Here is a 26,144-nt window from a genome sequence, read left to right as displayed (position 1 = left end):
GTACTTATTTGACCCGTCTTGTAGCAAGGCGGGTTTTCCGTATCAATGATGGAATTACAGGAGGATACTCATGAATATCGGACCGCTGATGCGCAGTCTTATGGGGGATTCCCGGCCGGGGGAACCGCGGGCGTTAGAACTAAAAACTGGACAAGTAGTGAGAGGAACAGTTCTTAGTGTTTCGGAAAATGGACAAGAAGCAGTGATTCAGGTACAGGGTGTGAAGCTGCATGCTGCACTGGAAACTCCGTTACGTCAAGGAGAAACGACACTGCTGCAGATTCAGCAGCCTTCAGCTGATGGTTTGGCTGTATTAAAGCCTGTTACCTCTAATGCTTCTGCTCCGATGTCAGCTGCTTCGCTAGCCCGTGCTCTGGCGGATATGGGGCTGGAGGATACGGTAGCTAATCGGGAGCTAGTGCAGATGATGCGAGCGAGCGGGTTGCCCCTAACCAAAGAGAGTTTGCAAAGCTTACAGCAGTTAACCTTACATAAACCCGCATCTGTTCCATTATCGGAATGGATTCAGACAGCAGGTATTGCACTGGGACGAGGGCTTCCGCTCACGGGGGAGACGGTTGCTAGCTTGCATCAGACCGTTTTTGGCCCGCCACTCCATGAAATGCTCTCTATGCTGGATGAACTGCTAGGGAATTTGACTCGATCAGCCGGAGGAAATGCAAGTAAGGGGGGGACTGCGAATGTAACAGTGCCGCTGCAAGCGCAGGGGCAGGCAATGGCGGGTCAACCCTTGGCTAATACAGCGGGTACAGCTTCGCATCAGGCTAATCCAGTTGGTACACCGCTAGCGGCATCTCCAACTGGAGCGACAGTTCATCTCGCTGCAGGTCAAACCGCTGCACCAATGGCGCAGGGCGGACAGGCCGCTGGGATTGGCGGTGGAGGGGCGGCAGAAGCGTTGTTAGGCAAGCTGAGTCAGGTGCTGCAGGAGCTGCGCGGGGCGATGTCGGCGCCTTCGGGCGCAGCAGCAGGCGCAGACCGCGCCGCCGCGAGCACGTCGCCACAGGGCACGGGCGCCGCGCCAAACGCTGCCACCGCCGCCGCTATGCCTGCGGCAGCTGAAGCTGCGCCCGCTGCTGCGCAGGCGCAGGCGCAAGGCGAAGTGCCCACAGGGCCTTCGCCAGCGGCGCTCACGCGTCCCGCCACCGCGGCAGAGCCGTGGGTGGGACGCGTGCTGAAGCTGCTCGGTGCGGAGCACGAGCAGCAGGTGCTGCGCGCAGCACCGGGCAGCGCGCAAGAAGCGCCGCCGGCTGCAAGCGCGGCGCAGCGGGCAGCCGCCGGAGGCGCGGAGGCGCCAGGCGGCAGCGGGCAGCCCGGCAGCGCACAAGCATCCGCGCCGGGAGAGGCGCCCACTGCAGCGGCGGCGCAGCGTGGCGAGGCTGCAGCGGGCGTGACGCAGCCTCCTGTCGCCGGTGCGGCTGCCGGAGGCGCGGACAGGGCTGCAGCAGCCCCTGGGGCGCCGCAGGCGCAGGTCGCAGCCGCTGCGAACGCCGCTGCCCAGCAAGCTGCTGCTGGCCCCGAGGCCGCGGCTCGCGAGACGCTGAAGGGGGTGCTTCTGCAATTACTGGCAGCAGACGACGTGCCAGCCCCACTGCAGGAAGCTGCACGTCAGCTCGTATTGCAGCTAACAGGGCAGCAGTTGCTGCTGAACACGGATCGAACCGCGCCCTTCGCTCAGGTGACGCTGTTTCTGCCTTTTGTTGGCGCGGACGGCGAGCAAACAGCCGCAGTTCATATTGAATCGCGGCGCGGGCACAAAGGGGAGTTGGACGCATCCAACTGCCGACTCTGGTTTGATTTGCAAATGAAATCGCTCGGCCTAATTATGCTCGATGTTCAGGTTATAGATAAGAAGGTTATGCTGAAACTTTATACGGAAGCAGAGGCGACAAGCCAGTTCTTGGAATCTAGGCAGGAGGATATCCAGGGAGCGCTGAATACAGCCGGATATCAGCTAGTTTCTCTAAAAAGCGACCTATTGCCGTCTGTTGAGCCTGAGATGATCGGAGGAAACGATCCGGGCTCGCCGTTTTCTTATACGCCGACGACCTATAAAGGGGTGGATTATAGAGTATGAATGACAACAAGGAACAGCTCCGCCCCTATCAAATTAAAAAGGCTGTTGCCCTCAAATACGATCCGGCCCAAAGCGATGCCCCGGTCGTCGCTGCCAAGGGCAGCGGTCACCTGGCGGATAAAATATTGGAAAAGGCAAGAGAACACGGTGTTCCCGTGCAGGAGGATGCTGCATTGGTCGAAGTGCTCTCAAAATTGGATCTGGATCAGCAAATCCCGCCGGAGCTGTACACGTTGGTTGCTGAAATACTCAGCTTTATATACCGCACAGATAAGCTGGCGGAGAAGGGGATGTCTTATGACGATTAATCCCAAGGACAAGCGGGGGGGCGTTCGGTTGGATGGACGGAAAGCAAGAGGGCGGCTAGCAGAGGAGGCAGCGGGGCGCTATTTGCAGGAACAGGGCTATGCGCTGCTGGAATGTAACTGGCGCTGCCGCTCAGGCGAAATCGACATCATCGCTAAAAAGGATGGTGTCATTGTTATTGTCGAAGTGAGAAGCCGCAGCATGCATAACGAACAGTATGGCACACCTGCGGAATCTATCACTCCTCGTAAAATAAAGCAAGTCAGAGAAACAGCGATCGTATATTTGCAACAGACCCATCAATTGAACGAGATCATTCGGTTTGACGTTGTGGGCGTAAAGATGCAACGGAATGAAATAATTGCCATCGAACATATTGTTAATGCTTTCTAAAATATAAAAAGCCTTGCTGTCTCGCAATGTGATAAGGAGCTCGAATGCTCCCTTCGCTCCAGTGACAGCAAGGCCATGCTAGGTCGGAGAATATAGGGCTAGTCGTTCATCATATCCGTAACCTGACGGTCAAGCTGGCGGTATTGAATAGCTTCGGCGATATGACTGACCGCGATACGATCGGAGCCTTCCAGATCCGCGATCGTTCTGGACAGCTTAATAATTCGATCATAGGCACGCATGCTAAGTCCAACCGTTTGAAAAGTAGATTGCAGCAACTGCTCGGCTTCTTTGCTAATATTGGCGTATTTTCGTAGCGTTCTGCCGTTAAGTTCACTATTGTAGCATATTTCTAATCTTGCGTAACGCTGCTGTTGATTATGCTGTGCACGCAGCACCGCATTTTTCATCTCTTCAGAACTAAGCGGTTGTTGGTCTGTCAGCCAACTGACAGGCCTGGGAACCTCGACATGCATATCAATACGATCCAGCAAGGGGCCCGAAATACGTTCTCGATATTGGGCTACTCGAAACGGACTGCATGTGCAGCGGGGCAGCGGAGGCTCAGCTCCGAGATATCCGCACGGACACGGATTTAAAGAAACGGCAAGCAAAAAACTTGCCGGAAAAGTAAATGCAGCCCTCGTCCGGCTAATCGTCACCTCTCGTTCCTCCAACGGTTGACGCAGTACCTCCAGTGCGGTCCGGGCAAACTCAGGAAGCTCGTCGAGAAACAGTATGCCGTGATGAGCCAGGCTGACTTCTCCTGCTTTGGGTATCCCACCGCCTCCGACTAATCCAGCGGCAGATATCGTATGGTGAGGTGAGCGGAATGGCCTACTGCGGATCAGGCCTGATTCCATGTCTGTGAATTTTCCGGCTGAACTGTATATTTTCGTTACCTCTAGCGCTTCTTCCTCGGTCAGAGCAGGAAGAATAGATGGAAGACGGCGGATAAGCATCGTTTTTCCGGTGCCAGGAGGCCCGATTAGCATAATATTGTGCCTGCCTGCGGCAGCTATCGTTAACGCCCGCTTCACATGGCGCTGTCCAAGCACATCGCTGTAGTCTTCGACAGAGGGAATTGCCGGGGAAAGCAAACTGGAGGACTCTCCTTTTGAGGCTTGCAAATGCTTAAACGATGTTATTACTAAAGTCCTGTTTTTCGACAATGACGAGGTTTGCTTCAGGTTTGAATGCTCCTTGGGAAACGCCTTACCATGGGAAGATATTTTATTTTCAGGATTCGAAATATCTACGGTGGCGGTTAGGTCATTTAAATGGTTCATACCGTAAATTGAAATTCCACTGATCAGCATTGCTTCCTCTGCATTGGCTATCGGCAGAAGAATTCCATCAAAACCTTGACGCTTGGCGAGATCAACCATGGAAATGACCCCGTGTACGGGACGGAGCGATCCATCGAGAGACAACTCCCCGATCATGAGAATCCGTTCGTTTTCCGGCAGTACAATTTGTTTGCTGGCAGCTAATATGCCGAGGGCTATTGCCAGGTCGAAAGCTGAGCCTTCCTTGCGCAAATCGGCTGGGGCCAAATTAATCGTTACCCGCTGTAGCGGGTAGGAATAACCGCAGTTTTTGATCGCTGATCTGACACGCTCTACAGCCTCTCGCACCGCCGAATCCGGCAAGCCGACAACCATCGTTTGTGGAATGCCGTTGGACAAATCCACCTCGACCTCGATCAATCTCCCATCTATCCCGTACAGACAAGCACTAAATAATTTCTCATACATTACAAAAACACCCTTTCTTCTCTTTACGCCAGCTGGCATGCAGGCCAAAGCAGGCTGGAAAAAGGGTGCTTCCTCAATTCTCCACCGATTACTTGTCCGTATTTTAGTAGGAAATCCATGAAAAGTCAAGAATGATCAGGTTATTATCAGTGGTTATGTCTCATAGCTATTAAAAATGTTACATGCAATATGTTGATCTTGACAGGTTGTGTTTATGTAAAACAATCTCAATATGATATATTTTATTTTTTTATAAATAAGTGGGAATTAGTTTTTATTTCGCTGAAACCCTAGGTTTATTAGGGGGATAACCATCTGTAGTTTAAACAAGATTCTTTAAATTGGCGAAGGACTATATTCTATCTATATCAAAATTAGATTGAACCGATATAAAAAAAGTTGTGTATAAAGAATGAATTTTTAAGGAAAGCGTTTTAAAAACATGGTACAATGATCTGGGTTTCATATGTTCACCTTAATAACCGCCTGTTGATAGGAGGATTCTACGAATGAATATCCATGAATATCAAGGAAAAGAAGTCCTGAAGCAATACGGGGTGACCGTGCCGAAGGGACAAGTTGCCTTTACGGTGGATGAAGCTGTGGAAGCAGCCGAAGCATTGGGCAGCGGAGTCGTTGTGGTTAAAGCCCAAATTCATGCTGGGGGCCGCGGGAAAGCCGGCGGTGTCAAGGTAGCTAAAAATTTGGATGAAGTGCGGGCATATGCTGAGGAGATTCTCGGCAAAGTGCTTGTTACCCACCAGACAGGCCCTGAGGGCAAGGAAGTAAAGCGTCTGTTGGTCGAAGAGGGCTGCGACATTAAGAAGGAATATTATGTCGGTGTCGTTGTAGACCGGGCAACGGGACGTGTCGTACTGATGGCTTCGGAAGAAGGCGGTACGGAAATTGAGGAAGTAGCTGCAGCTACGCCGGAGAAGATTTTTAAGGAAATCGTGGATCCAGCCATCGGCTTGCAGCCGTTCCAGGCGCGCAGATTGGCGTATGCCATCAATATTCCGAATGAGCTAGTGAACAAAGCGGCTCAGTTTATGCTGGCGTTATATGAAGCATTTGTAGATAAGGATTGCTCTATTGCTGAAATTAACCCGCTTGTTGTTACAGGTGACGGTGAAGTGATGGCACTTGATGCGAAGTTGAATTTTGATTCCAACGCATTATTCCGCCAGAAGGATGTCCTGGCGCTTCGTGATTTGGAAGAAGAAGATGAGAAGGAAATCGAAGCCTCGAAATATGACCTTAGCTACATCGCCCTGGACGGCAATATCGGTTGCATGGTTAATGGAGCGGGGCTTGCGATGGCAACGATGGATATCATTAAATATTACGGCGGCGACCCTGCCAACTTCCTCGATGTTGGGGGTGGTGCCACAGCGGAGAAAGTAACCGAAGCCTTCAAAATTATTTTGTCCGATACCAAAGTAAAGGGCATATTCGTAAATATCTTTGGCGGCATTATGAAATGTGATGTTATTGCTTCGGGGATCGTCGAGGCTGCAAAGCAGGTGGGTCTGGATCGTCCGCTAGTTGTACGGCTGGAAGGAACGAACGTCGAGCTTGGGAAGGATATTTTGGCGAATTCAGGACTTGCGATTGTATCTGCTGACTCTATGGCCGACGGCGCTCAGAAGATCGTCAAACTAGTGTCTTAAATTAATCTTCCAATCCATATCAGAGGAGGCTCGAACGATGAGTATTTTGGTGGATAAAAATACGAAAGTAATTACACAGGGAATTACAGGGAAAACAGCTCTGTTTCACGCGAAAGGCGCTCTAGATTACGGTACGCAAATGGTTGGCGGAACTTCGCCGGGCAAAGGCGGCACCAAGGTTGATATCGCGCTGGATAACGGCGAAACGGTTAGTTTGCCAGTGTTTAATACGGTAAAAGAAGCAAAGGCTGCCACCGGAGCGACGGCAAGCGTGATCTATGTTCCACCAGCATTTGCTGCCGACTCCATTCTCGAAGCGGTTGAAGCGGAAATGGAGCTTGTTATTTGTATCACAGAAGGTATTCCTGTACTTGATATGGTCAAAGTTTCCCGTTACATGGAAGGGAAGAAGACGATACTAATTGGACCGAACTGTCCTGGCGTCATTACACCTGGGGAATGTAAAATCGGAATTATGCCGGGCTACATTCATATGCCAGGCCATGTTGGCGTAGTATCGCGGAGCGGAACGCTTACTTATGAAGCCGTTCATCAGCTGACGACCCGTGGTATCGGCCAGTCATCTGCAGTAGGTATTGGAGGAGACCCTGTCAAAGGATCAGAGTTCATCGATATCCTGCATCGTTTCAATGAAGACGACGATACGCATGCCGTAATCATGATTGGAGAAATCGGCGGAACGGCCGAAGAAGAGGCTGCGGAATGGATTCGAGACAATATGACCAAACCAGTCGTTGGATTTATCGGTGGGGTAACTGCCCCTCCGGGCAAAAGAATGGGCCACGCAGGTGCGATCATTTCCGGAGGTAAAGGAACTGCAAAGGAAAAAATCGCGAAGTTGGAAGAGTGCGGCATTAAAGTAGCCCCGACACCTTCCGAAATGGGCTCTACGCTTGTGAGCGTACTTGAAGAACGCGGCATTCTTAATCTCTGCACGACACACTAAGTTGAATTTGTTATAATGTAGATAAAGGTAAGCAACCTTCTTGGCCAACATGGCAGGAGGGTTGCTTTTTTTGTTGATTTTTAGTTAAACCATTTAGTGACGGGAGGCATGAAATTGGACAAGCGATCATTATTCATAGGACTGCACGAAAGCCCGGGGCTTGGCTGGAAACGAATTGAGCAATTGCTAAGTTGGGATGATAATTGGGTACATGCTTTGGATTTTACTCCGGGGGATTGGATCGAACGCGGAATTGGGGCGGAGCTTGCTTTAAAGCTGTCCAGAACATTGACAAGAAGCTGGATCGAAGAAAGAGCAGTTCAAATGGAACGTGCGGGCATATTTGCTGTGACGATATTCGATCCTGAGTATCCCCTATTAATGAAGGAAACCGTTCGGCCACCTTGGGTTATGTATGGAATTGGGGATATCAATTTGCTGGCTGCCCCTTCAATCGCCATGGTCGGCACTCGTATTCCAACTGCTTACGGACGTAAGGTATGTAGGGAACTGACAGAGTCTCTATGCAGCCGGGGACTCGTTGTCGTTAGTGGGCTGGCGAGGGGAATTGACGGCCAATGTCATGAAGCTGCGCTCCAATGCAGCGGTAAGACGGTAGCGGTGCTTGGAACCGCCATAAATATCGCTTATCCCCCGGAAAATGCTTCCTTATATCGAATGATAGCGAAGCAAGGGCTGATTTTGTCGGAGTATCCGTTAGGCACCCCTGGACACCCAGGATTATTTCCGCAGCGTAATCGAATTATCGCTGGTTTAACGTATGGGACGGTTGTCGTGGAGGCGGATGCTCGCAGCGGTTCCTTAATTACCGCAGATGCCGCACTGGAAGCGGGGCGTGACGTATTTGCTGTTCCTGGGCCAATTACATCGCCCAAAAGCAGAGGTACGCTCGATCTCATTAAGCAGGGGGCAAAAATGGTCATCGATGCGGGAGATATTTTAGAAGAGTACGAAGGTTTACTTCCTAAGTTAATGGAAAAAAAGGAAAAAAACAGATCGAATGGTGAGTTGACAGATGAGGAGCGCCGCATATACCATATGTTGGAGCAGAGTGTTTGTACACTTGATGAATTGCTCATGAAGACGGAATGGGAATTTGGACATTTACATTCAGTTCTGTTATCTTTAATCATGAAAAATGCGGTAGTCCAACTACCCGGTTCTGTGTATAAGGTAGTATAGTCCATTCCTAACCGAGAGTGGTTCATAAAATATGACTATATGACTTTTTGGAAATGGTACATTAGCTTTGTGACGTTTGAGAGGAGGATGACCCTGTGGCGGATTCACTCGTCATCGTGGAATCGCCTGCCAAGGCGAAAACGATTGGCAAATACTTAGGCAGTAAATACATCGTGAAAGCTTCAATGGGGCATGTTCGTGATTTGCCCAAGAGCCAGATTGGGGTTGAGGTAGAAAATGACTTCAGTCCGAAGTATATAACAATCCGTGGTAAGGGTTCTGTATTGAAGGAATTGAAGGATGCCAGCAAAAAGGTAAAGAAAATTTATCTCGCAGCTGACCCCGATCGCGAGGGAGAAGCGATTGCTTGGCATTTGGCCCATGCGCTTGATATGGATGAAACGGAATCTTGTCGCGTCGTATTCAACGAGATTACGAAGCAAGCGGTCAAGGATGCGTTTAAGACACCGCGCAAAATCAATATGGATCTCGTGAATGCCCAACAAGCCCGGCGGATTCTTGATCGGCTGGTTGGTTATAAGATTAGTCCCTTACTATGGAAAAAAGTTAAAAAAGGTTTGTCGGCGGGAAGAGTTCAGTCGGTTGCTGTAAAAATTATTATGGATCGGGAGAACGAAATTTCCGCATTTGTTCCGGAAGAGTATTGGAGCATCACAGCTAAGCTTAAGACGGGAGATTCATCATTTGAAGCGAAATTTCATCAATTACGTGGTGAGAAGCTGGAGCTGACGAATGAGGAACAGGTAAACGGGATATTAAAATCCATTAAAGATGCACAATTCAAGGTTACCGATGTTAAGGAGAGGGAACGACTTCGTCATCCAGCCGCACCATTTACGACGAGCTCGTTGCAGCAAGAGGCGGCCCGAAAGCTGAATTTCCGTGCGGCAAAGACCATGTCGGTTGCTCAGCAGCTGTATGAAGGCGTAGATCTAGGCAAAGAGGGAACTGTAGGTCTGATTACTTATATGCGTACGGATTCTACGCGTATTGCCGAATCGGCGCAAATGGAAGCGAAGGAATACATCGTTGCTAAATATGGTGAAAAATTCGTACCGGAATCACCACGGCAATATTCGAAGAAAGCGGCGGGCTCTCAGGATGCACATGAAGCGATCCGCCCTACCTCGGCGTTACGCGATCCAGAATCTGTGAAACCCTTTATGAGCCGGGATCAGTATCGTTTATATAAATTGATTTGGGAACGCTTTATGGCTAGCCAGATGGCTTCGGCGGTGCTGGATACTTTATCAGTGGATATCGCAGCTGGGGACGCTACGTTCCGTGCAGTCGGCTCTAAAATCCGTTTTCACGGCTTTATGAAGGTGTATGTAGAGGGGAACGACGATGGAACGACGGATGATGATAAATATTTGCCGCCGCTCCATGTCGGTGATGAACTGAAGACGGAGAATATTGAACCGAAGCAGCATTTCACTCAGCCGCCGCCGAGATATACGGAAGCCCGTTTGGTCAAAACGTTGGAGGAACTGGGCATAGGACGCCCTAGTACGTATGCCCCTACACTTGAGACGATTCAGAAGCGTGGCTACGTGGCGATTGAAGATAAGAAATTCATGCCGACCGAGCTCGGTGAGCTTGTCATTGAGCAGATGGAGCAGTTTTTTCCAGAAATTTTAGATGTTGAGTTTACTGCTCATATGGAAGATGATCTTGATCATGTCGAGGAAGGCTCGGAAGACTGGGTTCGCGTTCTGAGCGATTTTTATGAATCGTTTGAGAAACGCTTGGAAGTTGCTGAAGAAGAGATGAAGGAAATCGAAATCGAAGATGAGGTTTCCGATGAAATTTGTGAAAAATGCGGCAAGCCGCTCGTATATAAATTAGGGCGATTCGGTAAGTTCCTTGCATGCTCCGGATTCCCGGACTGCCGTAATACGAAGCCCATCGTCAAGGACATCGGCGTGACCTGTCCTACGTGTAAGGAAGGGCATGTCGTTGAACGACGCAGCAAGAAAGGAAGAGTATTCTTCGGATGCAATCGTTATCCCGAATGCGACTTTGTGTCATGGGATCGGCCGTCAGCGAAGCCATGTCCTAAATGTGGAGGACTGCTCGTAGAGAAGCGTAATAAGCAAGGTGGCAAGCTGCAATGCAAAGCCTGCGACCATGTGGAACAAATCGAGGAGAATGAGGATACCTCCGATGAATAAACAACATCTAGAATTGACTTATTGAACACGCCTTAGGGGGTATAAAGAAAGTGGAGCAATCAAATAGAGTTACTGTTGTAGGAGCAGGGCTTGCTGGAAGTGAAGCGGCTTGGCAACTTGCCAAGCGCGGCATCCCTGTAAAATTATATGAAATGCGCCCTGTCAGACAGACGCCGGCTCACCATACCGATAAATTTGCTGAGCTCGTCTGCAGCAACTCATTCCGGGCCAACAGCCTAACGAATGCGGTAGGGGTGTTAAAAGAAGAGATGCGCTTGCTGGATTCGCTAGTGATCGGTGCAGCTGATCGCAATTCCGTTCCGGCAGGTGGGGCACTTGCGGTGGATCGCGACGGTTTCTCGGGTGAGATTACGCGCATACTGCGTGAGCATCCGCTCATTGAGGTTATCAATGAAGAAATTCAAGAGATTCCTCAAGAAGAAATCGTGATTATCGCTACGGGGCCGCTGACGTCGCCTGCCCTTTCGGAGCAAATCAAGCGCTTGACGAGTGAGGATTACTTTTATTTTTACGATGCGGCAGCTCCGATTGTCGAGAAGGATTCCATCGATATGAACAAGGTATATCTTGCTTCAAGATATGATAAAGGCGAGGCAGCTTACCTGAATTGCCCGATGAATGAAGAGGAATTCGATGCGTTTTACGAAGCGCTTATTCATGCAGAAGTCGCGGAATTGAAAGAATTTGAGAAGGAGATTTATTTTGATGGCTGCATGCCAATTGAGATTATGATGCGCCGCGGCAAGCAGACGGCTCTATTTGGCCCGATGAAGCCGGTAGGACTCGTTAATCCTCATGATGGCAAGCTTCCGCATGCGGTCGTTCAATTGCGTCAGGACAACGCTGCGGGCACGCTGTATAATCTAGTAGGATTTCAGACCCACCTGAAATGGGGGGAGCAAAAACGGGTATTCTCAATGATTCCAGGATTAGAAAATGCCGAATTCGTACGTTATGGCGTGATGCATCGCAACACATTTATCAATTCACCTAAGCTTCTGCAGCCCACCTATCAGTTGAAGGAGCGGCCTACGCTGTATTTTGCCGGGCAAATGACTGGGGTAGAGGGATATGTGGAGTCTGCAGCGTCCGGGCTAATTGCGGGGATTAATGCAGCTTTGGCAGCGAATGAGCAAGAGGGAATTATATTCCCGGAGGATACGACTCTTGGCAGCATGGCTAGGTATATAACAACGGCTGATTTCAAGCATTTCCAACCCATGAATGCAAACTTCGGTTTATTCCCTAAGCTCGATACTCGCTATCGCAAAAAGGCGGAGAAGAACGAAGCGCTGGCTAATCGGGCATTAAACAGCTTAAAGGCATTTATAAGCGGTGCCCGTATTTAAGATGGATACTTGAAAGTATTGATCACGCAAGTTTATCATAGAATGATATATACGGGGATCCCATATATAGAGGAGATGGATTGTAATGATTCCTACTTTTCACGCCACTACGATATGTGCTGTCCGCCACAATGGTCATGGAGCTATTGCGGGTGATGGACAGGTTACATTTGGTGAGAGCGTCGTTATGAAGCAGACCGCGAAGAAGGTTCGTCGCTTATACCGTGGTGAGGTCTTGGCTGGTTTTGCTGGATCGGTGGCCGATGCGATTACTCTTTTTGAGAAGTTCGAGGGAAAGCTTGAGGAGCATCATGGCAATCTTCAGCGTGCGGCGGTTGAGCTTGCCAAGGATTGGCGACAGGATCGCGTGCTGCGTAAGTTGGAGGCATTGATGATCGTGATGGACAAAACCGGCATGCTGCTTATCTCTGGTGGAGGAGAAATCATAGAGCCAGATGATGATGTGCTGGCGATCGGTTCAGGGGGGAATTTTGCCTTATCAGCTGCGCGGGCTCTTAAACGCCACGCTGTTCAATTGGAAGCAAAGGATATCGCGCGCGAATCATTATTGGTTGCTTCTGAAATTTGTGTATACACGAACAATAACATAACTGTCGAAGAACTTTGATGTGACGCTGTTCTAAAGGCCGCGATTTGTGCCGGATCAGCTGTCCATCGGATTAAATGTCCGGCGTACCGGACTTTTTTTCGTGGACTACAGCCAATCATTTAACCTTCGAAGGGGGAAATACTATGAGGGATCGTCATTTTACACCAAGACAAATTGTTGCTGAGTTGGATAAATATATCGTAGGACAAAAGCAAGCGAAGAAATCGGTTGCAGTTGCTCTGCGAAATCGCTATCGTCGCAGTCTTCTCAGTGAGGAAGTGCAGGATGAAATCGTGCCTAAAAACATCTTGATGATCGGCCCTACAGGTGTGGGGAAGACAGAAATTGCGCGTCGTCTAGCGAAGCTTGTAGGCGCTCCTTTCATCAAAGTAGAGGCAACCAAATTTACCGAGGTCGGTTATGTTGGTAGGGACGTTGAATCAATGGTACGCGATTTGATCGAAACCGCGATTCGAACTGTAAAGCTGGAACGCACCGAAAAAGTGAAAGATAGGGCTGAAGAACTAGCTAACGAACGGTTGGTACAAATTATTGTTCCTTCAAATCATAAATCGAAGAGCGGACGAAATCCCTTCGAAATGCTGTTCGGAAATCAGGGCGCAAGTGAGACTCAGACGGCGGAAGAGGCTCAGGAAGATAGCTCTATCGCCGAACGTCGGCGCCAGGTTCGGGCGAAGCTTGCCGCGGGACAAATGGAGGACGATACCGTGGAGATCGAGGTTGAAGATACGGCCCCAACGATGCTGGACATGTTTGCAGGCCAAGGGAATGACCAGATGGGGATGAATATGCAGGAAATGTTCGGCAATCTCCTTCCCAAGCGTACAAAGAAACGAAAGCTGACCGTAAAGGAAGCGCGCAAGGTGCTTACCCAGGAAGAGGCCAGCAAGCTGATTGACCATGATGAGCTTGTGCAGGAAGCGGTAACCCGCGCCGAACAGTCGGGAATTATATTTATCGATGAAATAGATAAGGTAGCCAGCCGGGGCGGCGGGGGATCGGGACCAGACGTGTCACGTGAAGGGGTACAAAGAGATATTTTGCCGATCGTAGAAGGATCAACGGTAATGACGAAATACGGCCCGGTGAAAACCGACTATATCCTGTTTATTGCGGCTGGTGCGTTCCATGTGGCTAAACCTTCTGATCTGATCCCTGAGCTACAGGGCAGATTTCCGATTCGCGTGGAGCTGAATAGTTTGTCCCAGGATGACTTCGTGTCCATCCTTACAGAGCCGCAAAATGCCTTGACTAAGCAGTACACAGATTTGCTTCGTACAGAAGATATAGAAATCGAGTTCTCAGCTGAAGCGATTAGCGAAATCGCTAAAATTGCAGCATCCGTTAATGCGAATACCGAGAATATCGGAGCAAGACGGCTGCATACCATCCTTGAAAAGCTGCTGGAAGACTTATCGTTTGAAGCTCCTGAGCTTACCCTCGATAAAATGACCATTACACCGGAGTATGTCCGGGAAAAATTAGGTGATATTGCCCGGGATCGTGATCTTAGCCAATTTATTCTATAGCTCTGGAGATCTTTTGAATAATATGTGAAAGTTATTTAAGGCCGTTAGTCCCATGGAAATGGGGCGACGGCTTTTCTGCTTTTTCCGACAATTTTAATCGGCATATAGTCACGCTTGGTTTTGTCGAACTTTCGTGAAAATTTGAAAAATAAGCAAAAAGTGTATATTTAAACGTGAAAATTTGTAAAGATAGGGCTTTTTTCTTATTGTAATAATGTCGAAACTGCTTGAAACTTAGGATATATGACATTAAGCTATAATTTGACCTAATAGGACAATAGAAAGACTATTGAAAATAGTTTGTTGTCGAAAAAAGAGGAAATTGCAATTTCATGTTGAATTAGTTTTGAGTCTAAGATTAAAATTAAATTATTTAAGGGGGATAGGAAGATGCAGCTTCTTAATGGCGTAGGATTCGCCAGGCTCGAAAACGCAATTCAGGCTGCCGGAACTAGGCAGCAAGTAATAGCAAACAACATAGCGAACGTGGATACCCCTTATTTTAAACGTTCGAATGTATCCTTCGAGACCTTGTTACAGAATGAATTGAATGGCGGAATGCCTACTCTCCGGGGGTATCGAACCGATTCTAGGCACTTTATCATAGGTTCTTCTGGAAAAGTACCGGAACCGAAAATTACAGTCGATGACAGAACAGCAATGAACAACAACTTGAACAATGTGGACATCGATAGCGAGATGAGCTTGCTCGCGGAAAATAAACTCCGGTACGATTCGTACATAGAACAGTTGAATTACCAAATTAAAATGAAGCGCGTGGCGACAGAAGGGAGATAATAAGCGTTGAAAATCAGTGATAGTTTTAATATTAGTTCTTCAGCACTAACAGCGCAGCGCCTTCGGATGGATGTAATTTCATCTAACATTGCTAACGCAAGAACAACCCGAGCTAGTATGGAGAATGGTCAAGCTGTTCCATACCGACGCAAGACGGTTGTTATGGCTCCGAATAGTGTGGGTTTTGGAAGTACCCTAGACGCGGTTATGGGTCAGAAGCCCGCTACCCAGGGAGTAAAGATCACCCAAATTGCAGAAGACCCAACACCTTTTAAGCCGGTATATGACCCGACGCATCCCGACGCTGACGGTGAAGGCTATGTCTACATGCCAAACGTGGATTTGATGAAGGAAATGGTGGACATGATTTCGGCGACGCGTTCTTACGAAGCTAACATTACTGCGTTGAATGCAAGTAAAGCGATGATTTCAAAGGCATTGCAAATCGGTAAATAACCAGTCAAATTGAAGCAGTCAGGAGTTGGGAATAATTGATACACAACAATTTTAGCCTAAATACAATTCAAAAATTAGAGGCAATAGCCGAGCCGCATAAACCCGTAGTCAGTTCTCCTTCAGAAGCCATTAAGAGTTTTAGTAATTATTTGACTGACGCTCTGAACGGAGTCGCCGCGCAAGAAAACAACGTCCAACGACTCAATGAGCAATTCCTCCTAGGTCAAGCTAATGTCGATCAGGTCATGATCGCCTCAGAACAGGCGCTGTTAAGTTTGCAACTCACTACGCAAGTTCGGAATAAGGTGATAGAAGCTTATCAAGAGATTATGCGTACGCAAATTTAAAGAAATTAGCAAGCTGTGGATGAGGTGAAATTGTGAATGAGAGAATCGCCCAATATCGGGAGCGAGTAACCGGATATTGGAATAATTTTAGCAATAAGCAAAAAACGCTTTTAATATCGACGATTGCAATTGTATTACTAGCGATTATATTACTAACGGTTCAATTTTCTAAGACAGAATATGAAGTGGCCTTCACGAATTTAGATGCCACGGATGCCGCAGGTATTATGAGTCATCTTGATTCCAGTGGTATCCCATATAAATTAAGCCCGGATGGAACGAGTATCTCTGTGCCTAGCAAGGAAGCATCGCGCGTCAAAGTAGACGTGGGCTCAAAAGGTATCGTCAAGAATGGTTCTATTGGTTGGGAAGCATTTAACGAGAGCTCGTCCCTCATCGGAATGACAGATAATGAATTCAGCGTGAAGTATAGAAGTGCACTCAATGGTGAAGTAGAGCAGCTACTCAAACGCATGAAGGGTGTACAGGATGCGAAAGTTCTGATTAATCTGCCGGAAGAGAATGTATTTGCTAGTCCGGAGGAGCAGCAAAAGGCATCTGCTTCCATCGTAATTGCCTTTAAACCGGGATATCGCCCGAATCAGGAAGCGGTGGATGGTTATTTCAACCTGGTAAAGACATCTATACCAAACCTGCCAGTCGAAAACATTTCGATATCTTCCAGTGACGATACTGTTCTTCTGCCTACGGGGCAAGGAGGAAATGCGGGCTCCCTAACAACAGCAGTCCAGGAAAATATGGCATTACAGAAAAAGTTTGAGAGCGACGTAAGCCGCAGTGTAAAACAATTCCTCTCGAAGTTGACCGGGCCTGACAAAGTTGAGGTGCTTGTAGCCTCTTCGCTAAATTTTGATCAAATTATCGAGAAGAACAACCTTGTTACCCCTGTCGATACTGAAAATATGAGGGGAATTGAAATTAGTGCTCAAAGAATTCAAAAAAGTTACACTGGCGAAGGAAATCCGGATAGCGGAATTCCTGGCACTGGAACGGAAGACGTACCGGGTTATCCTGCTGCGGGAAGTAATTCCGGTGTAAGTTCAGAAGAAACCTCTTCAACGATCAACTATGAGGTTAACCGTATTACCAAGGATATCGTTGCTAGTCCGTACGTTATTAAAGACTTAACCATTAACGTGGCTGTTGAACCACCTGTCGGACAAGAAACTTTAGACCAAACTACCCGGGATGCGATTGAGAATATCTTGATGAATATCGTGGGGTCTTATCTGGCGGATTCAGGTACTACTTATACAGACGCTGATCTGCAGCGAAAAGTTTCAGTTTTCTCACAAAATTTTCACGGAACGGAAGAAAAAGCTTCAAGTCTAACCTTTTCAAACCCTTGGGTATGGGGAGGAGCAATCGCTGTTCTGTTAGTCGGAGCAGGGATCGGAGCGCTAATATTCCGCCGCCGTAAGAATGTGGAAGAAGAGGAAGAGGAGCTGCCGCTGCCTTTACCTCCGGAATTCCCATCAATCAACTTGGAAACTATTACGAACGAAAGTCAAGTGCGTAAACAGCTGGAGACGCTGGCGAAGAAGAAGCCGGATGAATTCGTTAACTTACTGCGCACCTGGCTGGCAGACGAGTAGAGGTGAACGTATTGTCAAAAACGATGGCTTCTGGTCTTACCGGAAAACAAAAGGCGGCTATTTTGCTGATTACGCTCGGGCCTGAGGTATCAGCACAAATATTTAAACATTTACGTGATGATGAAATAGAGCAGCTTACGCTCGAAATCGCTAACGTCCGCAAAGTGGACAGTAGTGAAAAAGATATGATTATGGCGGAATTCCACCAGATTTGCCTTGCTCAGGAATATATTACGCAAGGGGGAATTAATTACGCTAAAGAAATTCTGGAAAAGGCTCTTGGTTCAACGAAAGCGTTCGAGATCATTAATCGTTTGACCGCGACACTTCAAGTCAGACCGTTCGATTTTGCACGTAAGGCTGACCCTAATCAAATTTTGAACTTTATCCAGAATGAGAACGCCCAGACGATTGCTCTTGTCTTGTCTTATTTGCAGTTCGAGCAATCAGCGGCAATTCTCTCTTCTCTTCCGCAGGAGAAGCAAGCGGAAGTCGCGCGCAGAATTGCGATGATGGACAGTACTTCGCCGGAAGTTATTTCTCAAGTAGAACGCGTGCTGGAACAGAAGTTGTCCGCAACGGTGACCCAGGATTATACAAGCGCGGGCGGGATTGAATCCATCGTCCAAATTTTGAATGGCGTTGACCGCGGTACAGAACGAACGATCCTGGACTCGCTTGAAATCCAAGATCCAGAACTGGCAGAAGAAATCAAGAAACGGATGTTCGTATTTGAAGATATTGTTAACATCGATAACCGTTCTATTCAACGCATTATCCGTGATGTGGAGAATGCGGATCTGCAACTTGCGCTCAAAGTGGCCAGTGAAGAAGTACGGGAAGCGGTGTTCCGCAATATGTCCAAACGTATGTCGGACACCTTCAAGGAAGAAATGGAATTTATGGGGCCTGTGCGGCTTCGTGATGTGGAGGAAGCTCAAACTCGAATTGTAGCCACGATCCGCAGATTGGAAGAAGCTGGAGAGATTATTATAGCCCGCGGCGGAGGAGATGACATCATTGTCTAATTTGATTAAGGTGTCCCAATATGTTCCGGTTGACATTCTCAAACAATTGAATCTAGGGAAATCATATGAAACTCCCCAGGATCAAGAATTAGATGATGAGATTTCAGAAGCTCCAACTGAGACGGTTTCTGCTGAAGATTTAGCGGCCGAGGAGACAAGGCGGCAGATGCTAAGCGATGCTAAGGAATTCGCTGAGCGACAAATCAGGGAAGCGTCAGAACAGGCGGAGAATATGCTTGCGGAAGCCAAACTGCAAATAGAATCCTGGTGGCAGGAGCAAAGAGAGCAGGACGAGGACTTAATTGAAGCTCTGAAGTCAGAGGGGTTTAGCCAAGGTTATGAAGAGGGTAAGCTTCAGGCTGAACAGTCGCTGCAAGCGAAAATTGAACAAATGATAGGCGAGGCTAGTGCTGTCCTGGAGCAAGCATATGCGGAGAAAGAGCGAATCATCCAGGAGGCAGAGCCGTTCGTTGTGGAATTGAGCTGCTCTATTGCCGAGAAGGTAATTGATAAGCAGTTAGCTCTCGAGCCTGATTATGTACTGGATATAGTAAAGAAAAGCTTGGCCAGAAAGAGAGAGCAAGGAGTTATCGCACTTTGTGTCTCGCCTGCGCAGTATGCTTTTGTTCAAGCTTCAAGGGAAGAACTCAATCTTGTTATTGATTCGCAAGCCGATCTGCAGATTTTGCCTGATGCCTCAGTTCAAGATCGCGGTTGTGTAATTCGTTCTGCATTTGGAAGCGTAGATGCCAGAATTGATACGCAGCTTGCTGAAATCAAGAAAGAGCTGCTGCGAATTTCACTTGATAATGAAGACTACTCGGGGACAAGCTCATGATGAAACTTGATACAGCAAAATATATAGAGCATTTGCGGCAAATGGATCCGATTCGGATTAACGGAAAAGTTACTCAGGTTATCGGACTTATGGTTGAGTCGGAGGGGCCTGATGCGAGCATAGGAGATCTTTGCTACATTTACCCGAGTAAATCCTCAGAGCCTCTTAAAGCTGAAGTAGTAGGATTTCGGGATAACAAAGTATTGCTCATGCCTCTTGGAGAATTGCAATCCATCGGCCCTGGGTGCGATGTGGTTGGAACAGGCAAGCCTTTAACGGTTCAAGTCGGCTCGGAGCTGCTCGGCAAGGTGCTCGATGGTCTTGGAGAACCGTTAGATGGCTCGGTCATTCCGGCTCGTATGGGACATTATTCAACATATAACAAACCGATGAATCCACTGAATCGACCGCGCGTGACACAGCCTATCGATATCGGAGTCAGAGCCATTGATGGATTGCTGACGATCGGCAAAGGACAACGGGTAGGGATCTTCGCGGGCTCCGGTGTCGGAAAGAGTACGCTCATGGGCATGATTGCCCGAAATACTTCGGCCGATGTCAATGTAATTGCTCTTATCGGTGAACGGGGGCGTGAGGTACTTGATTTTATAGAGCGCGATCTTGGTCCTGAAGGTCTGGAACGCTCCGTGGTTATTGTAGCTACCTCGGATCAACCAGCATTGATCCGCATGAAGGGCGCTTTAATCGCTACGACGATTGCCGAATATTTTCGTGATCGCGGATTGAATGTCATGCTGATGATGGACTCCGTTACACGTTACGCAATGGCGCTACGCGAGGTTGGACTGGCCATAGGTGAGCCGCCCGCGATGAGAGGCTACACGCCTTCTGTATTTGCTGCTTTGCCGAAGCTCATGGAACGAGCTGGGACAGGTCCTACAGGTTCCATCACGGCTTTTTACACCGTGTTAGTTGATGGCGATGATATGAACGAGCCGATTGCCGATGCCGTGAGGGGGATTTTGGACGGTCATATTGTACTCAACCGAAATATTGCGAACAAAGGCCATTTCCCAGCGATCGATATTCTGGCCAGTATTAGCCGGGTGATGAAGGATATCGTCCCGGAGGAACAAAGCGAAGCGGCGGATAATTTAAAGAGGCTGCTGGCGGTTTATAGAGATTCTGAAGATCTGATTAACATTGGAGCTTACCAAAGAGGCTCGAATATTGACATCGATGAGGCATTGGAATACATCGACAGGATTTGGAGTTTTACGAGGCAAAAAGTAAATGAAAAAGCGACATTGTCTGAGGTGCAGGAACGTTTAATTGCTGAATTTGCGAGGAGATGACGAGTAAAGGATGAGGTTCCATTACGTCTATCAGAAAGTTGTCGATTTGAAATCAAATCAGAAGACGCAAGCGGAGTGGATGTTATCCGCAGCCGTTGGTCAATTGCAGGCGGAGCAGCGCTCGTTGGAATTGCTGAATGAGGAAAAAGCGAGGACTTTTTCGGCAATTCAGTCAGAGATGGGGAATAAAGCATCAATGATCAAGCTTCAGGAATTGCAGCGATACATGGACTATTTAGAGAGCTGCATCGAAATCAAGCTGGGAGATATTCAACGAGCAGAAGCGAATGTCGAGAAGAAGAAGGCCGTTTTGAACGGTAAAATGCTTGATGAGAAGGTATGGCTCAAAGCTAAGGAAAAAGCCAAAAACAAATTTCAGCACGAAATGCTTCTTCGGGAACAAAACGAACTGGACGAGATTGCTACAGTCCGGTTTGCCATGAAAGCCCGGTAAGGAGTAACACGGGCATCAGCAATGGGTTTGCGAAGGAGGGAATAGGAATGGCAGAGGCTGATTTGGAAGAAGATTTGGAATCGGGTGGCGGGTTTGCAAGATTTCTGTTTTTTGTGACCCCGATTTTATTTACTGTAGTTCTACTGGCTGTTCTGTTGACGCTGTTTAATATGAATTTCCGGGCGACCATGATTGATTTTGGCAACAAAATACCGATTGTTAGAAATTTTGTGCCTGATCCAGAAGGTGTGGTAGCCGAAGAAGAAACTGAGGAAGAAAAAACCAAAAAACAGGCAGAGAGCAACGAGGCTACCTTGAAGGAATTGAAAGAACAGGTTGCTCAAAAAGATGCAGAATTGGAAGCAGCGAACCGCCTGGCTACAGAGCAGGATGATAAAGTAAAGCAGCTTCAAGCACAATTGGATGCTGCTTTGACGGAAACGATCGAGAAGGAAGAAGCAGCTAGGGATGAAGCCTACCAAAAAGAGGTTAAAAAACTATCCCAGCTCTACGCACAAATGAGCCCGAGTAAAGCGGCGGCCATTTTAGAAAAATTAACGGTCGATGAAACTTTACAAATGCTCAGCTTAATGAATAATGAGAGCAAAGTTGCGATTCTTGAGAAAATGGATCCTCAAAAAGCAGCTGACATTTCCATTCTGCTTAAGGACACGAAGCCGGCTGAGGACATGGCGATAGCCGCCCTGCAGTCTAGATTGAAGAAAGATGCGGAGAATACAGCTCAAGCGGCAGCTACAACAACAGGCTTGGACGAACGACAGTTAGGCCAAACATTTGCGGGCATGTCGGCAGATTCAGCATCAAAGCTGATAATTCAGACGCATAAAATTAGTCCAGATAAAGCATTAAAAATATTAAACTCTGTTGATGACGTAACTCGCTCCAAAATATTGGCTGCTATGACAAAGGAAGATGAAGAGCTTACCGCCAAAATTTTGAACAAGCTTGTGAGCAAGTAAGAGCTAGGGATCATTTCTACTTTTTGAGAAAGGAGGTGAATAAGAAAATGAGCCAAATCATAACTAATTTATCTTTGGGGAATCCGGCAAACGGTATTCTTCTCAATGCCAGCGGCAGAGGGGAAGCAGTTCAAGTGAGCGGCAAAACTTTTGATCAGACTTTAGTAGCGATGCTCCTTGGAAATGGGTCGTCGACGGAGGGAGCAAATTCGTTACAATCGCTAGCAATGCTGGGATTGACGAATTCAAGTGAGCAGGAAACCAACGATGAGGAGCTTCAAAATCTGAATCCGGTCATTGAAAACTTGCTTGGGCAATTGAATGAACTTGATCAGGCATTGGAGGACAATCCTTCTTTAATGCTCGTCCTTCAAAATTGGCTGGTAGGAGTTCAAATGATTATGCAGCCTCAAAGCGGCGAAGTCGCTATAGAGAATGGAGCAGAAACTATTGAACTTCCTGCACTTGCTCAACATCCGGAGACGATGCGTTTTGCGATCCAGGATACACTGGTACAGCTTATGCGGACATCTGAGCAAACACCTTTAGCTCCGCAATCTGGTCTATTATTACAAGTGCTGCAACAAGTGCTTGGGTCACCTCAAGCAAACAGTCAACCAACTGATCAGGCTGCAGGAGGAAATTTAGCGAATAATAGCTGGACATCTGCTTTGGAGAAAAATATTCAAGTGATCATGAACGGTTCATCTAACCAGACGACCGGGAACGGGGCTCAGCAGCAAGCTCATACACCAGCATTTCAAATTGCAATGGCGAATAACGCTGGTCAAAATAGTGCCCAAGCGTCTCCGCTTAATAACACGGTAGCCGTTGATTATTCGGCTGGCGTTGAGAGTGCAGATCATACAGATAATGGGTTACATACGGGCACCGTCATGACCGCAGGTCAACTTGCGATGCGCGAAGCTGCAAATTCCCCGTTAAAGCCGTTAACCTCAGCAGCACCTGCAGTGCCAGTAGAACAATTCGGCAAGGAAATCAGCGGGTTTTTGGTGAACAAGTTCGAAATCGTTAAGCTTCAAGGCATGTCGCAAGCCAGAATTTCCCTTTATCCGGAGCATCTTGGTCAAGTCGACGTGAAAATTACGATGCAAAACGGTCAATTAATCGCTCAATTTGTTACAGAGCACGCTTTTGCCAGAGAGTCTCTTGAAGGCCAAATGGCTCAACTGAGGTCAGCGCTTCAGGCACAAGGCTTGCAAGTAAGTAAATTGGAAGTCACTCAGAACTCGTCGCTATCCTCGCATATGTATCAGGACGGCCGCCAGCAGAGCAGTGATTCACATCAGCAGCAGAATAATAAGCGGCGTGAAGTCCGCGAGGATGATGTACTAGCTTTAGGCGATTTAAATGAAGAATGGAATGAGTGGATTTCCGAAGTAAGAGCTCGTGAAGAACACTACGGAAGTTCCTTTGTCGCTAGAGTCTAACGGGAAGGAGGAAACGCCGTGTCAAATTTCACATCCGTCTCTTGGCCAGGTTATTCATCGACTAATGTTACAAGTAAGAGCAAAGAAGATAATCAGGCCTTAGGCAAAGACCAATTTCTAAAAATATTAATTACCCAACTGCAAAACCAGGATCCGATGCAGCCGCTCCAAGATAAGGAGTTCATTGCTCAAATGGCTACATTCACCTCGGTGGAACAGTTAATGAATATTTCCAAACAGTTGGATGTCATGAATCAATCCTTAGGGACAGTATCAGGACTCATCGGTAAGAGAGTATCCTGGATTCAAACGGAATATACGGGCGAATACGATATTAAAACAGGCAAAAGAACTGTTACTACTAACGGTAGCGGTATAGTCGAGGGTATCGTGATTCGGGAAAATGTTCAATATGCCAAAGTCGGAGACAAAGAAATCAAGTTGTCGGATATTTTGGAAATTGATGAAGTGCCAGAAGAAACAACTTCTGGGCATACCGAAACCTCTGGAATTCCAACAGATTCAATAACAGGATCGGGAAATGAGATTCCAGGCGCAGGGGCACCGAACATATTTGCAGATAACCCAACTGAATCTAGCTCTGGGCAGTCTGGAACCCATAATGGGTCTTCTGACGGAGCTGGTACGCCATGAATGATCCCATTCGCATAGGCAGCTTGTATCCTGGAAGAATTCAACCCGGCACATTACATCAGGTTAAAAATTCGGGATTACCTAAGTCGCAGGATACAACGTTTGAGGAAATGCTGCAGGATCGCCTGCTTCATTTCAGCAATCATGCCGTAAAGCGGCTTGAACAACGAGGCATTCGATTGCAGCCTGAGCAGCTTCATCAAATAGAATCTGCCATCGATGATGCCGCAGCCAAAGGAGCTAAGGATTCGCTCATTTTAATGAAGGATATGGCTCTTATCGTGAATGTGCATAATCGAACCGTAGTCACTGCGATGGACGGAAATAGCATGAAGGGCAATGTGTTTACACAAATCGACAGTGCCGTTATTATCTCTTAATTGGCTGGCCCGGAAACGGAGAGCCAATAGTCACGGATCGACTGAAGTGACTTTTAGCAAACATCATTCCAAGGAGGAATAGACTAAATGTTAAGATCGATGTACTCGGGCGTATCTGGCATGCGCGGATTTCAAACGAAACTGGACGTAATCGGTAACAACATCGCTAACGTTAACACTGTAGGCTTTAAGGCAGGACGGGTTATGTTCAAGGATATTATGAGCCAGACGATATCCGGTGTTACTGCTCCTACAGATGATGGAACTGGCGGTATCAATGCGAAACAGGTTGGCCTAGGGGTATCGATTGGTTCTATCGATACACTCCATACTGCAGGAAGCGCGATGACAACAAATAATCCGCTTGATTTAAGAATCGATGGGGATGGTTTTTTCATGGTGACCCTATCTGAGGATCAAGAGGTACCATTCTTGACTCGAGCAGGGGACTTCCATTTGGATGCAGCCCGCCAGCTGGTTACTTCCGACGGTTTGCGCGTTTGGAGTTCAGACGGTGCACCGCTTGAGCCATTGGATGAGGGCGTTGTAGCCTTTACGATTGCCCAGGATGGTACGATCATGCAGAAAATGGAGGACGGCGAGATTGTAGCTGGTGAAGTTATTGGCGTTGCGCGCGTCGTTAACCCAGAAGGATTGGAGAAAATCGGTGGCAACTTATATCGTCTGTCGCCGAATGCCAACGTGGACGATCTTGAGCCAACCACTGGTAATGACGCGGAGGCAGGGACTGGCGCAATTATTTCCGGTCAACTCGAAATGTCCAACGTCGACCTAACCGGTGAGTTTACAGAAATGATCGTGGCGCAGCGCGGATTCCAAGCGAATTCCCGCATTATTACCACATCCGATGAAGTGCTGCAGGAAGTCGTAAATCTGAAGCGTTAGGCGATTGATTAGCGGGGGAGGACAAGCTCCTTCCTCCGCCTAATATTTTCAAATACGGATTCCCGTTTCGAATGGAGGGGTGGCATGATATCTGTAACACGCTTGAATGGAAAACAGGCATGGCTAAATGCCATCATGATTGAGTCAGTAGAAGAAACGCCTGATACATATGTAACCCTCGTAACGGGCAAGCGTATGATCGTGCTGGAGAAGGCAACCGACATCATCGCGAAGGTGAATGAATACTACAGTGAGATCGGTATCCATGCAGCAACCATTAAAGTGCAACAAACGGAGGAATAGTCATGAAGAAAATGGCGCCTTGGCTCATTACGATGTTACTCGCAATCACTCTAATCGTAATGGCAGCTTTCCTGCTGGTGAATCAAGTTACTAAGCCTGCCCCAGGCAATGAGGTAAACCAAGCCGTATTAAATGTAGGCCAGCCTGCAAATTTATCAGCAGATGAACTAGTAAAAGTAACCTCGGCAATCGATGGAATCAAAACGAATTTATCGGATCCGAACTATGTAGTAGTTATGAATTTCGCGTTCCAATTGGATCGGGAAACATCTAAAGAATCTTTTGATAAGATTAAAGAATTCAAAATCAAGCCAATCATTCTCAAAACGCTTGCCGATACGAAACCAGAGGATTTGATCGGTGCAAAGGGCAAGGATAACTTAAGTACGAAATTATTGAATTTGATCAATACATCGCTACCGGAAGGGAAATTGATTCAAATCGATATTACAGAATTTATCATGACAACAATTTAGGGCGATATCGATAGATTAGATC

General features: G+C 47.6%; 26 protein-coding genes. 25 read left to right on the top strand and 1 reads right to left on the bottom strand.

What is annotated here, in order from left to right; all coding sequences use genetic code 11:
• Positions 1-70: 70 nt before the first annotated feature.
• The 3 genes from EIM92_RS17935 to EIM92_RS17925 are packed head-to-tail and all read left to right on the top strand — an operon-like array spanning position 71 to position 2,797.
• Positions 71-2,098: a flagellar hook-length control protein FliK gene (locus EIM92_RS17935; RefSeq protein ID WP_125083979.1), complete on the top strand. Its 2,028-nt coding sequence runs from the start codon at positions 71-73 to the stop codon at positions 2,096-2,098.
• Positions 2,095-2,406, top strand: a complete 312-nt coding sequence (locus tag EIM92_RS17930; protein ID WP_125083978.1) for an EscU/YscU/HrcU family type III secretion system export apparatus switch protein — start codon at positions 2,095-2,097, stop codon at positions 2,404-2,406. Before EIM92_RS17935 ends, EIM92_RS17930 begins: the two co-directional genes overlap by 4 nt.
• The gene (locus tag EIM92_RS17925) at positions 2,396-2,797 is read left to right on the top strand and encodes a YraN family protein (protein ID WP_125083976.1); all 402 of its coding nucleotides are present in this window, start codon (positions 2,396-2,398) and stop codon (positions 2,795-2,797) included. The genes EIM92_RS17930 and EIM92_RS17925 overlap by 11 nt, the downstream gene beginning before the upstream one ends.
• Positions 2,798-2,895: 98 nt before the next feature.
• Here the strand turns inward: EIM92_RS17925 and EIM92_RS17920 are convergent, their stop codons facing one another.
• Positions 2,896-4,554, bottom strand: coding sequence for a YifB family Mg chelatase-like AAA ATPase (locus EIM92_RS17920; RefSeq protein WP_125083974.1), 1,659 nt, complete (start codon positions 4,552-4,554; stop codon positions 2,896-2,898).
• A gap of 509 nt (positions 4,555-5,063) precedes the next feature.
• Between EIM92_RS17920 and sucC the strand changes: the two genes are divergently transcribed.
• From sucC to EIM92_RS17810, 22 genes are all read left to right on the top strand, one after another.
• Positions 5,064-6,224, top strand: a complete 1,161-nt coding sequence (gene sucC / locus EIM92_RS17915) for an ADP-forming succinate--CoA ligase subunit beta (RefSeq protein ID WP_125083972.1) — start codon at positions 5,064-5,066, stop codon at positions 6,222-6,224.
• 37 nt (positions 6,225-6,261) lie between these two features.
• Entirely contained in the window at positions 6,262-7,191 is a 930-nt protein-coding gene (gene sucD / locus EIM92_RS17910) for a succinate--CoA ligase subunit alpha (RefSeq protein ID WP_125083970.1), read from the top strand.
• Between the two features lie 114 nt (positions 7,192-7,305).
• Positions 7,306-8,394 carry a DNA-processing protein DprA gene (dprA, locus tag EIM92_RS17905; protein WP_211344383.1) on the top strand — a complete coding sequence of 363 codons (1,089 nt, stop codon included), beginning with the start codon at positions 7,306-7,308 and terminating at the stop codon, positions 8,392-8,394.
• Positions 8,395-8,489: 95 nt separating this feature from the next.
• Positions 8,490-10,589 carry a type I DNA topoisomerase gene (gene topA, locus EIM92_RS17900; RefSeq protein WP_125083967.1) on the top strand — a complete coding sequence of 700 codons (2,100 nt, stop codon included), beginning with the start codon at positions 8,490-8,492 and terminating at the stop codon, positions 10,587-10,589.
• A 41-nt stretch (positions 10,590-10,630) separates the two neighbouring features.
• Positions 10,631-11,959, top strand: coding sequence for a methylenetetrahydrofolate--tRNA-(uracil(54)-C(5))-methyltransferase (FADH(2)-oxidizing) TrmFO (gene trmFO / locus EIM92_RS17895; RefSeq protein ID WP_342772927.1), 1,329 nt, complete (start codon positions 10,631-10,633; stop codon positions 11,957-11,959).
• Between the two features lie 85 nt (positions 11,960-12,044).
• The gene (hslV, locus tag EIM92_RS17890; protein ID WP_125083963.1) at positions 12,045-12,587 is read left to right on the top strand and encodes an ATP-dependent protease subunit HslV; all 543 of its coding nucleotides are present in this window, start codon (positions 12,045-12,047) and stop codon (positions 12,585-12,587) included.
• A 125-nt stretch (positions 12,588-12,712) separates the two neighbouring features.
• A complete protein-coding gene (hslU, locus tag EIM92_RS17885) occupies positions 12,713-14,119 on the top strand; it encodes an ATP-dependent protease ATPase subunit HslU (protein ID WP_125083961.1) in 1,407 nt (468 codons plus the stop codon).
• Between the two features lie 390 nt (positions 14,120-14,509).
• Positions 14,510-14,917 (top strand): flagellar basal body rod protein FlgB, encoded by a 408-nt coding sequence (flgB, locus tag EIM92_RS17880; protein WP_125083959.1) that lies wholly within the window; start codon positions 14,510-14,512, stop codon positions 14,915-14,917.
• 6 nt (positions 14,918-14,923) lie between these two features.
• Positions 14,924-15,373: a flagellar basal body rod protein FlgC gene (gene flgC / locus EIM92_RS17875; RefSeq protein ID WP_125083957.1), complete on the top strand. Its 450-nt coding sequence runs from the start codon at positions 14,924-14,926 to the stop codon at positions 15,371-15,373.
• 83 nt (positions 15,374-15,456) lie between these two features.
• On the top strand, positions 15,457-15,720 hold the full coding sequence (gene fliE / locus EIM92_RS17870; protein ID WP_484217432.1) for a flagellar hook-basal body complex protein FliE: 264 nt from the start codon (positions 15,457-15,459) through the stop codon (positions 15,718-15,720).
• 32 nt (positions 15,721-15,752) lie between these two features.
• Entirely contained in the window at positions 15,753-17,336 is a 1,584-nt protein-coding gene (gene fliF / locus EIM92_RS17865; protein WP_125083953.1) for a flagellar basal-body MS-ring/collar protein FliF, read from the top strand.
• A 23-nt stretch (positions 17,337-17,359) separates the two neighbouring features.
• Entirely contained in the window at positions 17,360-18,364 is a 1,005-nt protein-coding gene (gene fliG / locus EIM92_RS17860; protein ID WP_125085261.1) for a flagellar motor switch protein FliG, read from the top strand.
• Positions 18,357-19,202, top strand: coding sequence for a flagellar assembly protein FliH (gene fliH / locus EIM92_RS17855; RefSeq protein ID WP_125083951.1), 846 nt, complete (start codon positions 18,357-18,359; stop codon positions 19,200-19,202). Before fliG ends, fliH begins: the two co-directional genes overlap by 8 nt.
• A complete protein-coding gene (gene fliI, locus EIM92_RS17850; RefSeq protein WP_125083949.1) occupies positions 19,199-20,518 on the top strand; it encodes a flagellar protein export ATPase FliI in 1,320 nt (439 codons plus the stop codon). The genes fliH and fliI overlap by 4 nt, the downstream gene beginning before the upstream one ends.
• 10 nt (positions 20,519-20,528) lie before the next feature.
• Positions 20,529-20,972 (top strand): flagellar export protein FliJ, encoded by a 444-nt coding sequence (fliJ, locus tag EIM92_RS17845; protein WP_125083947.1) that lies wholly within the window; start codon positions 20,529-20,531, stop codon positions 20,970-20,972.
• 47 nt (positions 20,973-21,019) lie between these two features.
• Complete coding sequence (locus EIM92_RS17840; RefSeq protein ID WP_125083945.1) at positions 21,020-21,952, top strand: MotE family protein; 933 nt, start codon at positions 21,020-21,022, stop codon at positions 21,950-21,952.
• A gap of 47 nt (positions 21,953-21,999) precedes the next feature.
• Positions 22,000-23,403, top strand: coding sequence for a flagellar hook-length control protein FliK (locus EIM92_RS17835; RefSeq protein WP_125083943.1), 1,404 nt, complete (start codon positions 22,000-22,002; stop codon positions 23,401-23,403).
• Positions 23,404-23,421: 18 nt separating this feature from the next.
• Positions 23,422-24,057 carry a flagellar hook capping FlgD N-terminal domain-containing protein gene (locus EIM92_RS17830; RefSeq protein WP_125083941.1) on the top strand — a complete coding sequence of 212 codons (636 nt, stop codon included), beginning with the start codon at positions 23,422-23,424 and terminating at the stop codon, positions 24,055-24,057.
• Positions 24,054-24,437, top strand: a complete 384-nt coding sequence (locus EIM92_RS17825) for a TIGR02530 family flagellar biosynthesis protein (protein WP_125083939.1) — start codon at positions 24,054-24,056, stop codon at positions 24,435-24,437. The genes EIM92_RS17830 and EIM92_RS17825 overlap by 4 nt, the downstream gene beginning before the upstream one ends.
• A gap of 87 nt (positions 24,438-24,524) precedes the next feature.
• The gene (gene flgG / locus EIM92_RS17820) at positions 24,525-25,343 is read left to right on the top strand and encodes a flagellar basal body rod protein FlgG (RefSeq protein WP_125083937.1); all 819 of its coding nucleotides are present in this window, start codon (positions 24,525-24,527) and stop codon (positions 25,341-25,343) included.
• A gap of 84 nt (positions 25,344-25,427) precedes the next feature.
• Positions 25,428-25,646 (top strand): flagellar FlbD family protein, encoded by a 219-nt coding sequence (locus EIM92_RS17815; RefSeq protein WP_125083936.1) that lies wholly within the window; start codon positions 25,428-25,430, stop codon positions 25,644-25,646.
• 2 nt (positions 25,647-25,648) lie between these two features.
• Positions 25,649-26,122, top strand: a complete 474-nt coding sequence (locus EIM92_RS17810) for a flagellar basal body-associated FliL family protein (RefSeq protein WP_125083934.1) — start codon at positions 25,649-25,651, stop codon at positions 26,120-26,122.
• Positions 26,123-26,144: the final 22 nt, after the last annotated feature.

The organism is Paenibacillus lentus, from assembly GCF_003931855.1.
Classification (GTDB): Bacteria; Bacillota; Bacilli; order Paenibacillales; family Paenibacillaceae; genus Fontibacillus; species Fontibacillus lentus.
Note: the sequence above shows the minus strand (reverse complement) of the source record. Positions and strands in the feature narration are given on the sequence as shown.